Origin of the sequence: Arthrobacter sp. UYEF36 (genome assembly GCF_040547025.1) — a bacterium.
Taxonomy (GTDB): Bacteria; Actinomycetota; Actinomycetes; order Actinomycetales; family Micrococcaceae; genus Arthrobacter.
The window spans coordinates 183,735-199,166 of record NZ_JBEPOX010000003.1 but is presented as its reverse complement, the minus strand read 5'-3'; the positions used below and the strand labels follow the sequence as shown (position 1 = coordinate 199,166).

11 protein-coding genes are annotated in these 15,432 nt (G+C 68.8%); 8 read left to right on the top strand and 3 right to left on the bottom strand.

The genetic code is table 11. From position 1 onward, the window contains the following. Positions 1-3: 3 nt before the first annotated feature. Positions 4-1,098 (bottom strand): ABC transporter permease, encoded by a 1,095-nt coding sequence (locus ABIB29_RS07325; protein ID WP_354171423.1) that lies wholly within the window; start codon positions 1,096-1,098, stop codon positions 4-6. Between the two features lie 185 nt (positions 1,099-1,283). On the opposite strand from ABIB29_RS07325, the gene ABIB29_RS07320 reads away from it, so the two are divergent. From ABIB29_RS07320 to ABIB29_RS07305, 4 genes are all read left to right on the top strand, one after another. Next, positions 1,284-2,642 (top strand): sensor histidine kinase, encoded by a 1,359-nt coding sequence (locus ABIB29_RS07320; protein ID WP_354171422.1) that lies wholly within the window; start codon positions 1,284-1,286, stop codon positions 2,640-2,642. Next, the gene (locus ABIB29_RS07315; RefSeq protein WP_354171420.1) at positions 2,639-3,295 is read left to right on the top strand and encodes a response regulator; all 657 of its coding nucleotides are present in this window, start codon (positions 2,639-2,641) and stop codon (positions 3,293-3,295) included. The genes ABIB29_RS07320 and ABIB29_RS07315 overlap by 4 nt, the downstream gene beginning before the upstream one ends. Before the next feature lie 86 nt (positions 3,296-3,381). Further along, the gene (locus ABIB29_RS07310) at positions 3,382-5,370 is read left to right on the top strand and encodes a penicillin-binding transpeptidase domain-containing protein (RefSeq protein ID WP_354171419.1); all 1,989 of its coding nucleotides are present in this window, start codon (positions 3,382-3,384) and stop codon (positions 5,368-5,370) included. Between the two features lie 47 nt (positions 5,371-5,417). Next, positions 5,418-7,100 carry an ABC-F family ATP-binding cassette domain-containing protein gene (locus ABIB29_RS07305; protein WP_354171417.1) on the top strand — a complete coding sequence of 561 codons (1,683 nt, stop codon included), beginning with the start codon at positions 5,418-5,420 and terminating at the stop codon, positions 7,098-7,100. A gap of 100 nt (positions 7,101-7,200) precedes the next feature. Here the strand turns inward: ABIB29_RS07305 and ABIB29_RS07300 are convergent, their stop codons facing one another. Then, positions 7,201-7,893 carry a GntR family transcriptional regulator gene (locus tag ABIB29_RS07300; RefSeq protein WP_354171415.1) on the bottom strand — a complete coding sequence of 231 codons (693 nt, stop codon included), beginning with the start codon at positions 7,891-7,893 and terminating at the stop codon, positions 7,201-7,203. A gap of 145 nt (positions 7,894-8,038) precedes the next feature. On the opposite strand from ABIB29_RS07300, the gene ABIB29_RS07295 reads away from it, so the two are divergent. From ABIB29_RS07295 to ABIB29_RS07280, 4 genes are all read left to right on the top strand, one after another. Continuing rightward, positions 8,039-9,769: an L-lactate permease gene (locus ABIB29_RS07295; RefSeq protein ID WP_354171414.1), complete on the top strand. Its 1,731-nt coding sequence runs from the start codon at positions 8,039-8,041 to the stop codon at positions 9,767-9,769. Beyond that, complete coding sequence (locus ABIB29_RS07290; protein WP_354171412.1) at positions 9,769-12,594, top strand: FAD-binding and (Fe-S)-binding domain-containing protein; 2,826 nt, start codon at positions 9,769-9,771, stop codon at positions 12,592-12,594. Before ABIB29_RS07295 ends, ABIB29_RS07290 begins: the two co-directional genes overlap by 1 nt. A gap of 151 nt (positions 12,595-12,745) precedes the next feature. Further along, positions 12,746-13,519 carry a DeoR/GlpR family DNA-binding transcription regulator gene (locus ABIB29_RS07285; RefSeq protein WP_354171411.1) on the top strand — a complete coding sequence of 258 codons (774 nt, stop codon included), beginning with the start codon at positions 12,746-12,748 and terminating at the stop codon, positions 13,517-13,519. Continuing rightward, positions 13,516-14,703, top strand: coding sequence for an MFS transporter (locus tag ABIB29_RS07280; protein WP_354171409.1), 1,188 nt, complete (start codon positions 13,516-13,518; stop codon positions 14,701-14,703). The genes ABIB29_RS07285 and ABIB29_RS07280 overlap by 4 nt, the downstream gene beginning before the upstream one ends. On the opposite strand, the gene ABIB29_RS07275 is transcribed toward ABIB29_RS07280, so the two are convergent. Beyond that, on the bottom strand, positions 14,639-15,352 hold the full coding sequence (locus tag ABIB29_RS07275; protein ID WP_354171407.1) for a phosphatase PAP2 family protein: 714 nt from the start codon (positions 15,350-15,352) through the stop codon (positions 14,639-14,641). The two genes, ABIB29_RS07280 and ABIB29_RS07275, sit on opposite strands and share 65 nt — an antisense overlap. Between the last annotated feature and the right edge of the window lie 80 nt (positions 15,353-15,432).

The window sequence follows — 15,432 nt, the reverse complement described above, 5'->3', positions numbered from 1 at the left end:
GGGCTAGTTGCCGCCGAGGGCCAGGAGCGGATCCACCCGGGTGATGCTGCGGACCGCCAGGGCTGCGCCGGCCAGTCCGAGCACCACGATGCCCGCTACCGGCAGCAGGATGGTCTGCGGGGTCAGCAGGAACGGGGCAGCCCCGGCGGCAAGGACTCCGCCGGCCAAACCGGCAGCACCCCCGGTCGCGGCCCCGGCGAGGAGCACGATCGCCGCCTGGACCATGGCGTCCTTGAGGACGTAGCCGGAGGATCCGCCGAGGGCCTTGAGGACCGCGATATCCCGGGTGCGCTGCACCGTCCACACCGTCAGGAATGCCACGATGACCAGGGCCGAGATTCCGTACAGGAAGGCCTGCATTAGCAGCAGGGAGCCATTTTCGCTTTTGTAGGATCCCAGGGCCTGGAACGATCCGTCCCGGGTGGTGCTGACGGTCCCGGCTGCCGCGTTGGCGGCATCGGCGTCGAGCGTCTGCCCGTCCTCGGAGGTGACGGCGATGACGGTCGCGGCGGCTCCAGTGCCGGTGATGTGGGCCAGCGTTCGCCAGTCGGCGAGGGTGGTCCAGACAACGCCCGTATGTGAGTACCACTGGTCGGGGACGACGGCGGAGACGGTCAGTTCGGTTCCGCCCACGGTGGCGAGGCTGCCGGCCCGCAGTTCGAGTTCCTCGGCGAGGCTGCTGCCGACCACAACCGTTCCCTCGGCCAAAGGGGCTGGAGCCAGGCCGGTGCCGTCCGTCCCGAACACTGCCACGCTGGCCGTCCCGGACGGGGTGCCAGCGGGGCCAACCGCCTGGAACCGGCTCTGGCTGATGCCCAGCAGTTCGGCCTGCGCCACGCCCTCCCGGGCAGCCCACTCCGACCATTGCCCGCGGGTGACTTCGGACTCGGTGAACGACGCTTTGGCACTGTCCCCGGCGGGAGCCCCGAAGACAATCTGGTCCGCGGGCAGTGCGGCGAGGGCCGACGTCGACTGGTTGCCCAGCCCGGCGGTAAGTCCGGAAAGCAGCACGAGCAGCAGGGTGATGAGCGCGACGACTCCGCCCATCAGAACGAAGCGGCCTTTGGCGAAGCGGAGGTCGCGGAGAGCGAGAAACATGGGAGTCCTTTTCGAGGGGTTGTGGCCTGTTCCAAGCCTTCCGTTGCGCCGCGTCGCCGGCATCGCCTGCATGGTTGAGGCTGCGGGCCGGAGTGGTTGACCCGCCGGTCAACCAAAAGGTTGATAGTGGCCCGGCGGCGGCCATTTCGACCGGAACCGGCCCGGCACGGCACTACGCTGAAGTCATGGATGACAAGGCCCGCAGCGGCCCGGCAGGGACCGCCACAGCCGGCACGCCGGATGCCGCAGTGATCCTGCGTGTCCTGCGGGTGTGCCTGCATACCGGCTTCGCCGTCCTGCTGCTCGTCGCCCTGGTTCGGCTGCTCGGCACGGGGCTGCAGGGCACTGACTGGCTCATCCTGGGCCTCGCGCTGGTTCTCGCCGCCGTCTACGTGCTGGGCACCGTCCTGGAGAAGCGCCACGCCACGGATCCGTCCCGGTTCGATCCCCGGCCGTATTCGCAGCTGTGGCTGGGGACTGTCTGCCTGCTCTGGCTGCTGTTGATCTGGGCCAGCGCCGACTTCGTGTGGCTGGCGTTCCCGCTCTTCTTCCTGCAGTTGCACGTGTTGCCGCTGCGGCTGGCGCTGCCGGCGATCGCGCTGAGCACCGTGCTGGTCATCGTGGCGCTCTGGTTCCACAACACCGGCGCGGACGGCGGCGCCCTGCAGCTGCCGATGGTGCTGGGACCGGCGTTCGGGGCTGCCTTTGCCGTGGTCACCGGGCTGGCGTACCGGGCGCTGTATCTGGAGGCAGAAAAACAGCGTCTCGCCGCCGAGGAGCTGCGCCGCACACGCGCCGAACTTGCCCGCAGCCAGCACGACGCCGGCACGCTGGCCGAACGGGCACGGCTGGCCCGCGAAATCCACGACACCCTGGCCCAGGGCTTCTCGAGCATCGTGCTGATGGGCCGTTCGGCGGAAAAGTCCCTCGATGACGGGGACACCGCCACGGCCCGCGACCGGCTCCGGACGGTCCAGGAGACTGCCTCGGCCAATCTTGCCGAGGCCCGCAACTTCGTCCGCGGCCTGCAGCCTCCCGTCCTGGCGGAGAGCCCGGCGGAGAGCCCAAGTGAGAGTCCGACGGGAAATTCACCGGAGGATCCGCTGGTGAACAGCCTGCGCAGGCTCTGCGAAAAGACGGAAACCGAGGCAGCCGCCCGCGGCGCCAAGCTGCGCTGCCGCTTCGACCTTGAGGGAACCCCGGTGGACCTGCCCAACCCGTACCGCACCACTCTGCTGCGGGCCGCGCAGGCAAGCCTCGCGAACGTGTGGGTGCACGCCAGGGCGGACACCGCCGTCGTGACCCTGTCCTTCCTGGGCAGCGAAGTGGCGATGGATATCTATGACGATGGCGCGGGCTTCGAACCCTCGGCGGTCACGGACCCCGCCGGTCGCCCCGACGGCTCAGGCTACGGGCTGAAATCGCTCCAGGAACGGGTCTCGGCGCTGGCCGGCAGCCTGGACATCGAGTCCGCCCCCGGCGAAGGCACGGTGGTGGCCATCCGGCTCCCGCTCGGGGACTCCCCGGCAGGGAGAGAATCGTGAAGGATATCCGCGTACTGCTGGTCGACGACCACCCGGTGGTCCGGGCCGGACTCAGGGCCATGCTCAGCGATTTCGAGGGCATCACCGTCGCCGCGGAGGCGGCCGACGGCGGCGCGGCCCTCGCCGAGCTCTCCCGGCTCCATGCCCTCGGTGAGCCAGCCGACGTCGTCCTGATGGATCTGCAGATGGGGACCGGCATGGACGGCGTCACGGCGACCGGCAGGATCAAGGCAGGCGGGGCCGGCGAGCCCGCCCCGCCCGTGCTGATCCTCACCACCTTCGACTCCGACGCCGATATCCTCGCCGCGGTGGAAGCCGGAGCGAGCGGCTACATGCTCAAGGACGCGCCGCCGGAACAGATCCGCCAGGCGGTGCTCTCCGCCGCGGCCGGCCAGACAGCGCTGGCCCCTGAGGTGGCCGCCCGGCTGATGGGGCGGATCCGTAACCCCGAACCCGTCCTGTCCACACGCGAAATCCAGCTGCTGGAGCTGCTCGCCACCGGCCTGGGCAACCGGGCCATCGCCAAGCAGCTGTTCATCTCCGAGGCAACGGTCAAGACCCACCTTGTGCACATCTACGGCAAGCTCGGGGTGGACAACCGCACGGCCGCGATTTCCGTGGCCGCGCAGCGCAGGATCATCCGGCGCTTCTGAACCCGGACGGTGCTGCTGCGCTGCTTCCCAGTCGCGCTCCCTTCCGTGACAGGGAACTTGTCTGCGGCACGGGGCATAATGGCGCGGTGGGGAAAATATCAAAACTTTCAGCTGTCCTTGTTGGTCTCATTCTCGGCGCCTCGCTGGTGTCCTGCGACGACGGCAGAGCTGGCGCGCAGGACGCGGCGAAGCAGCTTGCCTCCGCTGTCGCGGCGCTCGACGTCGGCTCCGTCGCCTTTGAGGGCAAGGACTCCGGCGAGGCCAATGAGCAGCTCCACGAGGTGTTCCAGGCACTGGACCCGGTCAAGCCGGTGGTGGAAAGCGGCGAGCTGACGCTCGACAAGGACACCGCCGCGGTCCCGCTGAGTTATAGCTGGAAGATCGGCTCCGGTGAGTGGAAGTACACCACCTCGGCCGAGCTGAAGAAGTCCGGCGACAAATGGCTGGCCGCCTGGAACCCCGCCACCCTGGTCCCCGGGCTGGCCGAGGGTGAGATTCTCGGCACCTCCTCCGATTCCCCGCCGCGGGCCGACATCCTGGGCGCCGGTGACGCCCAGCTGGTCACCTACCGGCCGGTCGTGAACGTCGGCATCGACAAACCCCTGCTGGCCTCCGCCGATCCGGCGGCGTCAGCCACCCAACTCGCCGAGCTGGTGGGTGTGGACCCCGAGGCCTACACCCAAGAGGTCCAGGCAGCCGGTCCCGAGGCCTTCGTCACCGCCATTACCCTGCGCGAGGACGGCCGGACCATCACCGACGGTCAGATTGCCGCGATTCCAGGGGCCCGGGCCATCGCGGACTCCGTTCCGCTCGCTCCCACCCGCGGTTTTGCCCGCGCCGTGCTGGGCACCGTAGGCGAGGCCAGCGCAGAGCAGATCGAAAAGTCGGACGGATCCCTCCAGTCCGGGGACACCACGGGCACCGGCGGGCTGCAACAGCAGTACGATGCCCAGCTGCGCGGCACCAGCGGCACCCAGGTCTTCGCCCAGACGGCAGGCCTCACCGCGGAACAACGGCAGGGCCTGCCCAACGGCGGCCGGCGCGTCCTGTTCACCGTGCCACTGGAGGCCGGGACCCCGCTGAAAACAACCCTGGATCCCAACCTCCAGCAGTTGGCCGAGGACATCCTCGGGAAGGTGGGCCCGGCGTCGGCCATCGTGGCGCTCCGGCCCTCCAGCGGTGCCGTCCTGGCCGCCGCCTCCGGCCCGGGCAGCAACGGCTACGACACCGCGCTGCTGGGCCAGTACGCCCCCGGTTCCATCTTCAAGATCGTGGACGCCCTGGCCATGATCCGCAACGGCATGACCCCGGAGTCCACGGTGGAGTGCCCCGCCACCCTGACCGTCGACGGCCGGACCTTCAAGAACGCCGAGGGCTACCCGGCCTCCTCGCTGGGATCCGTGACCCTGCGCGACGCCTTCGCGCACTCGTGCAACACCGCGTTCATCAACGCCCGCGACACCGTCAGCCAGTCCCAGCTGGAAGCCGCCGCCACATCGCTCGGCGTCGCCGTGGAAGCGCCGGCACTCGGGGCCGGCGCGTTCCTGGGCTCGGTTCCGGGCGAGGCCACGGGTACCGAACACGCCGCCTCAATGATCGGCCAGGGCAAAGTGCTCGTATCCCCGCTGGCCGCGGCCATCATGGCGGGCTCGGTCGCCAAGGGTGCGCCCGTGTCGCCGCAGCTCGTGCTGAACCCCGGAGCAGACGAGGCGGCAGCCACTGCCGTCCCCGAATCCGGCGCCACGGCGTCAGCTTCCGCACCGGCGTCGTCCGCCCCGGCCCCGGTAAAGACCCCTGGCACCCCGGTCACCGCAGCAGAGGCCGCCGCCCTGGCGGACATGATGCGTGCCGTGGTCACCTCCGGGCACACCGGCTTCCTCGCCTCCGTCCCGGGTGCCCCGGTGGCGGCGAAGACCGGAACCGCAGAGTTCGGCAGCGATAACCCGCCCAAGACCCACGCCTGGATCGTGGCCGTGCACGGGGACCTCGCGGTGGCCGTGTTCGTTGAGGAAGGCGGCCTCGGCGCCACCGTCTCGGGTCCGCTGCTGAAGGAGTTCCTCACCGCGGCGGGCTGACAGCTGCCGCCGGCGGGCGGCAACCGCGGCCGTGGGAGGATGGAAGGGTGGCTCATATTGACGTTTCCAATATCGATTACTTCCTCTCCGACGGCACGCAACTGCTCAACGGCGTGACCTTTAAGGTCCCGGACGGGAGCAAAACGGCGCTGATCGGACCCAACGGAACCGGCAAGACGACGCTGTTCCGGATCATCTCCGGCGACCTCATCGCCGACGAAGGCGTGATCGGGCGGTCCGGCAACATGGGCATCATGCGCCAGTTTGTCGGCCAGGTCCGGGACGAATCCACCGTCCGGGACCTCCTCGTCTCCGCCGCGCCGCCGGCCCTCGCCACCGCCGCCCGTGCCGTGGACGAGTCGGAACTGGCCATGGTGGAGCACGACGACGAGCCCACCCAGATGGCCTACGCCCAGGCCATCGTGGACTGGGGCGACGCCGGCGGGTACGACGTCGAGACCGTCTGGGACGAAGTCTGCATGGCCGCGCTCGGCCTGCCTTTTGACCGCGCGCAGCACCGTCCGGCGTCGAGCCTCTCCGGCGGGGAACAGAAGCGGCTGGTGCTCGAGGCGCTCTTCGCCGGCCCCGATGAGCTGCTGCTTCTGGACGAGCCGGACAACTACCTCGACGTCCCGGGCAAACGCTGGCTTGAGGCCAAACTCAACGAGTCGAAGAAGACCGTGTTCTTCATCAGCCACGACCGCGAACTGCTGAACAATGCCGCGGGCCGCATCGTGACCCTCGAACCGGGCATCAACGGCGCCGGCGCCTGGATCCACGGCGGCGGCTTCGGCTCCTACGTGGACGCCCGCGCGGACCGGAACGCCCGCTTCGAGGAGCTCCGGAAGCGCTGGGACGAGGAGCACGTGAAGCTCAAGGAACTCGTCAACATGTACAAGAACAAGGCCGCGTTCCGCTCCGACATGGCCAACCGGTATCACGCCGCGCAGACCCGCCTGGCGAAGTTCCTCGAAGCCGGCCCGCCCGAGGCGCTGCCGATCGAGCAGAACGTGCAGATGCGGCTCAAGGGCGGCCGCACCGCCAAGCGCGCCATCGTGGCCGAAAAACTGGAACTCACCGGACTGATGAAGCCCTTCTCCGCCGAGGTCTGGTTCGGCGACCGCGTCGGCGTGCTCGGCTCCAACGGCTCCGGCAAAAGCCACTTCCTGCGCTTGCTGGCCACGGGGGGCACCGACCCGGAACGGGAGCACCTTCCGGTGTCCGACGTCGACATCGCCGAAGTCCCGCACGACGGCACCGTGAAACTCGGTGCCCGCATCCGGCCCGGTTTCTTTGCCCAGACCCATGTCCGGCCCGATCTGCTGGGCAAGACGCTGCTGGAAATCCTGCACCGCGGCGACGAACACCGCTCGGGGCTGGGCCGTGAGGCCGCCGCCGGCGCGCTCGATGGGTACGGCCTGGCGTCGCAGTCGGAGCAGAAGTACGAATCGCTCTCCGGCGGGCAGCAGGCCCGGTTCCAGATCCTGCTGCTGCAGCTCTCCGGCGCCACCCTGCTGCTGCTCGACGAGCCCACGGACAACCTGGACCTGCACTCGGCCGAGGCGCTGGAACGGGCCATTGACCACTTCGAGGGAACGGTCCTGGCCGTCACACACGACCGCTGGTTCGCCCGGACTTTCGACCGCTTCCTGATTTTCGGCTCCGACGGCAAGGTCTACGAATCGGCCGAGCCCGTCTGGGACGAAAAGCGCGTCGAGCGCGCCCGCTGACCAACACCGCCAGCCAACAACAACGCGGGGTCACCTCGCGCCCATTCCCGAGGGGTTTATGGGCGCGAAGTGACCCCGCGTTGCTGTGCGCGGGTGCCGGTTACTCCGGCAGCAGCCCGGAGGGCTGCTCGGCCTCCGGGCCGGGGGTTCCTCCCATGGCGGCGACCAGCCGTTCCCGGGCACGCCCCAGGTGTTGGTCGAGGACTTCGGCTGCTGCCTCGCCCCGGCCGGCCTCGATCAGTTCGAGAATTTTCTGGTGTTCGGCCTGGATCAGCGCGGTGTCCAGCAGATGCAGGGACTGGATCCGGACCATGCAGAGGCGTACCTCGCCCACGAGCGAGCGGTACATCCTGCTGATGCGTTCATTGCCCACGGCATCGATCAGGCTGGTGTGGAACCGCATGTCGGGTTCGACGACGTCGAGCGGAGCGCCGGTCTGCACCGCCGCGATGTCGCGGTTGGCCTGCACCGCTGCTGCCGGCACGTCCCTGGTGCGGGCGAGCCGGCGGAGCACTTCGCTTTCCAGGTACGCGCGGGCCAGGTAAATGTCCCGCACCGAGTCAGGCCCGAGTTCGACCACCCGGGCGGTTTTGTGGGTACCCCGGTCCAGCAGCCCCTCGGCCACGAGCTTCTCGATCGCGGCTTTCGCCGTGGGCCGCGCCACGTCGTAGGAGGACGCCACCTCTGACTCCGTCAGGGCATCCCCGGATCCAAGTTCACCGGCGAAGATCCGGCTCCGCAGGTCCGAGGCGACCGCGTCCACGATCGAGACTGCTGCAATTCGCCCGGCCACCGGAGCTCCCATCCTGCCAAGAATTTCTTGATCCACTCCCAATCTTGCCAGACAAGACAACAAGCCTATCTTGACGATCATGTGTACTTGTAAGACAATCGGAGGGCGCCACGGTGTTGTGACGCCTAACACAATCTGGAGACACATGTTTCAGCAGATCCTCGACCCCATCGCCGGGTCCCTAGTCATTTCCGCCCTTTGCGCGGCGCTGCCCCTCGTCCTGCTCTTCGTCCTGCTGGGCGTCTTCAAGGTCAAGGCCCCCGTGGCTGCCCTGGCCGGGCTGGCCCTGTCGCTCGTGCTGGCCATCCTCGGCTGGCAGATGCCGGTAAACCAGGCCCTGAGCGCCACGGCGGCCGGTATGTTCTACGGCCTGTTCCCGATTCTGTGGATTCTGGTCAACGCGCTGTGGATCTACCGGCTCACCGTGGCCACCCCGTGGTTCGAAGTGCTGGGGCGCACCATCCGTTCCATCTCGAACGACCTGAGAGTCCTGTCCATCCTGATCGCCTTCTGTTTCGGTGCCCTGCTCGAGTCGCTGGCCGGATTCGGTGCCCCGGTGGCTATTTCCGCCGCCATGCTGATGGCTGCCGGCATGAAACCGCTGAAATCTGCTGTGGTCTCGTTGCTGGCCAATACCGCTCCCGTGGCTTTCGGCGCGATGGCCGCACCCATCATCGCCCTGAACGGTGTCACGGGCCTGCCGCTGCAGGATCTGTCCTCCATGGCCGGACGCCAGACTCCGTTCATCGCCCTGATCGTTCCGCTGCTGCTGGTGTTCATCGTCGACGGCCGGCGCGGCGTGAAGCAGACCTGGCCGGTGGCCCTGGTGGCCGGCGTCGCCTTCGCAGTGGCCCAGTTTGTCACCTCCAACTACTTCGCCGTTGAACTCACCGATGTTGTCGCCGCCGTCGTGACAGTGGCCGCCGTGCTGCTGATGCTGAAGGTCTGGCAGCCGAAGGAAATCGTAGGGGTCGAAGGTGCCGTCGAGGGCGCCCCGGTGGCTGCCCACGCCACCGTCGCCGTGGCGACCGGCCTCCGTGCTGGCGGATCCGCCGCCGCTGCGACCGGCACCGGATCCGCCGCAGCCGTGCCCGGCACGGGAACCACGGTGCCCACTGACAACTCCCGGCCCGAACCCCGGCAGATCTGGATGGCGATCGCTCCCTACCTGATCATCATCGCGGTGTTCTCGGTGGCACAGCTCCCGTTCGTCAAGACCTGGCTGAGCCAGGTCGGCAGCGTAACGTTCGCCTGGCCCGGCCTGGACATCACCGATTCGGCCGGTAAACCGGTCGCGGCCACCAAGTTCAAACTCGACCACCTCAAGGCGACCGGCACCCTGCTGCTGCTCTCCGGGCTGCTCACCATGGTGCTGTACAAGGTCACCGGTTCGCAGGGCCTGCGCATCTACCGGGACACCCTGGTCCAGCTGCGCTGGACGATCGTCACCGTCACCGCCGTCCTGGGCCTGTCGTTCGTGATGAACCTCTCCGGCCAGACGACCACGCTTGGCTTCGCGATGGCCTCCGTGGGCGGCTTCTTCGCGATCCTCTCGCCGCTGATCGGATGGATCGGCGTCGCCCTTACCGGCTCCGACACGTCCTCCAACTCCCTGTTCGGCCAGATGCAGGCCACCGCGGCGGAGCAGACCGGTCTGTCGCCTGTGCTCATGGCCGCCTCCAACTCCTCCGCCGGTGTGATGGGCAAGATGCTGTCCCTGCAGAACCTGGCTGTCGCCGCCGCTGCCGTGGGCCTTGACGGCGCGGAGGGGACCCTGTTCCGCAAGCTGATCGGCTGGAGCCTGGGCCTGCTGGCGCTCATCACCGTGCTGATCTTCCTGCAGTCCACCCCGGTACTGGGCTGGATGGTCCCCTGATGGCTCCCCTGGACCTGGCAGCCCTCCGCTCGGCGGTGCACGACCCCGCCCAGGTGAAGACCCGGGCCATCGACCTGCACGCAAACGCCCATGATGCCTCGCATTTCCTGCTGATCCCGCAGGCGGTTGTCACGGCCGGGAGCGCTGCCGAGGTCGGCGGGCTGCTGCGCGCCAGCGCCGCCCAGGGCGTCCCGCTGACCTTCCGTTCCGGCGGGACCAGCCTGAGCGGCCAGGCGGTCACCGACGGTGTGCTCGTGGACGTCCGCCGCAACTTCAGGGACATCGAAGTACTCGACGACGGCGCGCGGGTCCGCGTCCAGCCCGGCGTCACCGTTCGGGCACTCAACGCGAGACTTGCCCGCTACGGCCGGAAATTCGGCCCCGATCCGGCGAGTGAGGCGGCGTGCACGATCGGCGGCGTCGTTGCCAACAACTCCTCCGGCATGAACTGCGGCACCGTGGACAACACCTACCGCACCCTGGAGTCGCTGACCGTGGTGCTGCCCTCCGGCACAGTCATCGACACCGGGGCGCCGGACGCCGACCAGAAACTCCGGGCCCTCGAGCCGGAACTCTACGAAGGACTGGCCCGGCTGGCCGATCGGGTACGGAACAACGCGGACTCCGTGCACAGGATCCGGCAGCAGTTTGCGATGAAAAACACCATGGGCTACGGACTGAACTCCCTGTTGGATTTCCAGAGCCCGGTGGACATCATGACCCACCTGATCGTCGGCAGCGAAGGCACCCTGGGTTTCGTGGCCGAGGCGGTTTTCCGCACCATCCCGCGGCTTCAGCACGCGGCCGCGGGCCTGCTGGTGTTCCCGGACCTTGAGGCCGCGAACGCGGCCCTGCCCGCCCTCGTCGAAACAGGAGCCGCCACTGTTGAGCTGATGGATGCCTTGTCGCTCAAGGTGGGCCAGGCACTCAAGGGAACACCCGCCGTCGTGCAGGACCTGATGGTCCGGGACCATGCGGCCCTGCTTGTGGAGTACTCCGCCGGCAGTTCCGGGCAACTGGCGGAACTCCAGGCCCACGGGGAGGGCATCCTCCCGGGCCTCGGGCTGGCCGCCCCCGCCCGGTTCACCGGCGACGCCCGGGAGCGCGGGCAGCTCTGGCAGTTGCGCAAGGGCCTCTACGCCTCCGTGGCCGGGGCGCGTCCCCAGGGCACCACCGCGCTGCTGGAAGACATTGTGGTGCCGGTGCCGGTGCTGGGCCGCACCTGCCGGGAACTGATCCGGCTCTTCGACAAATACAGCTATAGCAGCAGCGTGATCTTCGGCCATGCGAAGGACGGCAACGTCCACTTCATGCTCACGGACGGCTTCGCCACCGCGGCCGAACTGGACCGCTACAGCGCCTTCACCGAAGACATGGTGGACCTGGTCCTGGCCGAGGGCGGATCCCTGAAGGCCGAGCACGGGACCGGGCGCGTTATGGCCCCGTACGTCCGCCGGCAATACGGCGATGAGCTCTACGACGTCATGCGCAGCATCAAACGGCTCTTCGACCCGGCCGCGATGCTCAACCCGGGCGTCCTGATGGACGAGGATCCGCTGGCGCATCTGCGGCACATCAAGACGGTGCCGCCCGTCGCCGAGGAAGTGGACCGCTGCGTGTCCTGCGGCTACTGCGAGCCGGTATGCCCCAGCAAGGACATCACGCTCACTCCGCGGCAGCGGATCGTCACGCTGCGCGCCATCGAATCGGCCCGGCTGGCCGGGGACGCGGCGCTGGTCAAGGAACTGGAAAAGGACTACGAGTACGAGTCCGTGGACACCTGCGCCGTGGACGGGATGTGCCAGACCGCCTGTCCGGTGGACATCAACACCGGGTCGCTCGTGAAACGCCTGCGGAAGGCCGACGCCGGTCCGCTCGCCAACGGTGCATGGAACGCCGCCGCCAAGCACTGGGAAGGCGTCACCCGTGGGGCTTCGCTGGCACTGACGGTCGTCGACAAGCTCCCGGCCGCCGCCATCGCCCCGCCCAACAAGGCCGCGCGGGCGGTGCTCGGCACAGACACCGTGCCGCTGTATTCCGCCGAACTGCCGGGCGGCGGTCCCGTGCGGAAGCGTCCGACGCCGGCGGGCGAGGTCGACGCTGTCTACTTCCCGGCCTGCGTCGGAACCATGTTCGGACCCGCCGACGCAGGCCAGGGCGCCGAGGGACACGGCGTGCAGTACAGCTTCGAACAGCTCTGTGCCAGGGCCGGGCTCACCCTCCTCGTTCCGGACGGCATCGACGGCCTGTGCTGCGGCACCCCCTGGTCCTCCAAGGGCATGGCCGCCGGCCAGGACACGATGCGGACGAAGACCCTGGCCGCCCTCCGGGAGGCAACCCGGGACGGCGAGCTTCCCATCATCTGCGACGCCTCCTCCTGCACCGAGGGCCTGCGCCAGGCCGTGGAGTCGGAGGTACCCGCGGCCGGGCAGCGTGCTTTGCGCATGGTGGACGCCGTGGACTTCGCCGCGGAGCGGATCCTGCCCCGGCTTCCCGACCACGGGAAGCTGGAGTCACTGGCCCTCCACCCCACCTGCTCCTCCACCCGGATGGGCCTCAACGATGCCCTCGGTGCGGTCGCCGGGGCCGTGGCCGAGCGGGTCGAGGTTCCGGAAAACTGGGGCTGCTGCGCGTTCGCCGGCGACCGGGGCATGCTGCACCCCGAACTGACGGCGTCGGCAACGGCGAAACAGGCCGCCGAGGTGGCCGACATGGGCGCTGCCGCGCACGCCTCGTGCAACCGGACGTGCGAACTGGGAATGACCCGGGCCACGGGCGCCCAGTACCGCCATGTGCTGGAGCTGCTGGAGGAAGTCACCCGCTAGCCACACCAACGCGGGGTCACTTCGCGCCCATACCCGAAGGATTTATGGGCGCGAAGTGACCCCGCGTTGCTGTTTGAAGGTCCATCAGCTCGCCGGTGATTACATTTACGCAAGAAATGATTAGATGATCACGATCCGTTAGCATTTGTTCATGATCACTGAGGAGCGCCACCGCCGCATCGGGGAACTCCTGCGCCACCGGGAGCATGTGTCGGTCGATGAGCTCATGGCCGAATGTGGCGCCTCGGGCGCGACGATCCGGCGTGACCTGGATGTCCTGGCCCTCCACGGGGTTCTCCGCCGGGTCCACGGCGGGGCCCGGAGCCTGGTCCTCGGCGGCGAGAACCCCGAATACGGGCAACGCCAAATCGAGGACCACGCCGCCAAGATCCGGATCGCGGCCGGCGTCGCCGCCCTGCTCCAGGACCGCCGGCACGTCTGGCTGGACAGCGGGACCACGGCCACAGAGGTGGCCCGGCAGTTGCGGCACCGGGACATGACCCTGATGCCGATGTCGTTGCGGGCGGTCAATGCGCTGACCGACGGCGGCCCGGCTGCGGGCCGGCATCCGGAACTGCTGCTGCCCGGCGGGAGCCTGATCGCCGGGGAACTGTCCTTCCGCGGACCCATGACGGAATCCAACATCCGTTCGCTGCGCTTTGACACGGCCGTGCTCACGCCCTGCGCGCTGAGCCTCGGGGACGGGCTCCTGGCCCATGACCTGGACGACGCGGCGGTGAAACGCGCCGGGCTGGAATCCGCGGGCAGGGTGATCGTCGCCTGCTCCGGCAGCAAATGGAACGCCAGCGCGGTTGCTCTCGTCGCGCCCCTGGATGCCGTGGATGTCCTGGTCACGGACAAACAGCTCAGTACCGAAGAACTTGCCCGGCTCACCCAACACTCGGTGGAAGTAGTGATCGTATGACCAAAACGGCAACCCGCCCACAGCTCAACGCCGCAGCCGCGGCGACCTTCCTGATTTTCGGCATCAACGGGCTCGTGTTCGCCAGCTGGGCCGCCCGCATCCCCGCGGTGACGGACATCCTGGACATCTCCTCGGGACAGATGGGAACCCTGCTGTTGTGCGTGGCGGCGGGCTCCCTGATCGCGTTGCCCACGGCCGGCCACGTCGTGGGACGGATCGGGACGGCCAATGCGGTGCGGGCCGCCGGGCTTGTCGCTGCCGTGGCCGGGGTCGGTGTGGCCCTGGCATTGCTGGCCGAGTCCATCCCCGGGACCGCCGTAGCGCTGTTCTTCTTCGGCATGGGCATCGGCCTCTGGGACGTGTCGCAGAACATCGAGGGCGCCGACGTCGAACACCAGCTCGGGCGCACCATCATGCCGCAGTTCCACGCCGCCTTCAGCGGGGGTGCGTTCCTGGGCGCGCTGATCGGCGCCGGCCTGGCGGGCCTCGGCGTCGGACTCCCGGCGCACCTGCTGGTGATCGCCGCCATTGTGGCCGTCGTGACCCTGGCCGCGCCGCGCTACTTCCTGCCGCATATTCCGGCTCCTGTGCCGGAGGCGGGGGACACCAGGGAACCCAAGGGCGCCTCGGCCTGGCGGGACGGACGGACGCTGCTGATCGGCGTCGTGGTGCTGGGCGCGACGCTCACCGAAGGCGCCGGCAACGACTGGATCGCAAAAGCCGCCGTGGACGGCCTGGACGCCACGGAATCGACCGGGGCGCTGCTGTTCGCGGCTTTTGTCCTGGCCATGACCGCGGTGCGCTTCTTCGGCGGCCGGGCGATCGACGCCTACGGCCGGGTGCCGGTGCTCCGTGCCAGCATGGCTGCTGCCGCCGCAGGGCTCGGGCTCTTTGTCCTGGCCGGTGACATCTGGATGGCCACAGCCGGCGCGGTGCTTTGGGGGGCGGGGGCTGCCCTCGCGTTCCCGATGGGGATGTCGGCAGCGGCCGACGATCCGAAACACGCGGCCGCCCGCGTGTCAGTGGTCTCCACGATCGGGTACGTCGCGTTCCTTGCCGGCCCGCCGCTGCTGGGCTACCTCGGTGACCTGATCGGAATCCGGCTGGCCCTGCTGGCCATCATGATCCCGATCCTGGGTGCGCTTCTGCTTGCCGGCGCCGCGAAGCCCTTGCGCGCCAGCTGAGCAGGCGGCGGGCGTCTCCATTCTCCTGAATGCATATGTTCTGGAAGAACAACCAGAGCAGGAGCACCACCGGCACGGTCAAACACACGCTGCCTACGGTGTCGACGAGCCAGTGGGCGGATTGATACGTGCGGCTGACCATCATTGCCAGCACCCCGAACCCCGCGAGCACCCCCGCCCAGGCGCGGCCCACCAGCAGGGCCAGCACCACCAGGAACGCCGCAGTGCTCGCCACGTGACCCGACGGGAAGGAGCCCGTGTCGGTCAGGACGACGGTGTTCTCCGGCCGGTCACGGAAAATCCCCGCCTTGAGGATCTGCGTGAAGATCAGGACGGCGATGCCGGCCGCAGCGGCGAAGAGGGCCGCCTGCGGGCGCCTCCTCAGCACCAGGGCCGCGACGAGCAGCCCGTGGAGCACCAGGACGCCCCGGTAGCCGGCCAGGTTCAGGAAGACATTAAGGCCGTCCCAGAACGGACTGCGCAGCGACGTGATCCAGCCGGCCCAGCTTTCGTCCAGACCCTGGAACGGGGGTAGCCTCACGTCCGCCAGCAGGAGCCCAGCAAGGACCGCGCCCAGTGTGAGCAAGGCGGTACTCGCGGCCAGCGCGGGGCCAGGGGGCAGTCGCTGAGGGTCCAGCACTCGGATCATCGCCTCATCCTAGCCAACCGACCGCCCGGGCGGGCTGGCCCTGCTGCCGCCGGACATTCGGCCGTCCCCTTCCTGTGTGA

What these genes read in the sequence shown, in the direction of transcription:
- ABIB29_RS07325 (WP_354171423.1), bottom strand. Translation starts at nt 1,098, where the DNA reads ATGTTTCTCGCTCTCCGCGACCTCCGCTTCGCCAAAGGCCGCTTCGTT.
- ABIB29_RS07320 (WP_354171422.1), top strand. Translation starts at nt 1,284, where the DNA reads ATGGATGACAAGGCCCGCAGCGGCCCGGCAGGGACCGCCACAGCCGGC.
- ABIB29_RS07295 (WP_354171414.1), top strand. Translation starts at nt 8,039, where the DNA reads ATGTTTCAGCAGATCCTCGACCCCATCGCCGGGTCCCTAGTCATTTCC.
- ABIB29_RS07290 (WP_354171412.1), top strand. Translation starts at nt 9,769, where the DNA reads ATGGCTCCCCTGGACCTGGCAGCCCTCCGCTCGGCGGTGCACGACCCC.
- ABIB29_RS07285 (WP_354171411.1), top strand. Translation starts at nt 12,746, where the DNA reads ATGATCACTGAGGAGCGCCACCGCCGCATCGGGGAACTCCTGCGCCAC.
- ABIB29_RS07280 (WP_354171409.1), top strand. Translation starts at nt 13,516, where the DNA reads ATGACCAAAACGGCAACCCGCCCACAGCTCAACGCCGCAGCCGCGGCG.
- ABIB29_RS07275 (WP_354171407.1), bottom strand. Translation starts at nt 15,352, where the DNA reads ATGATCCGAGTGCTGGACCCTCAGCGACTGCCCCCTGGCCCCGCGCTG.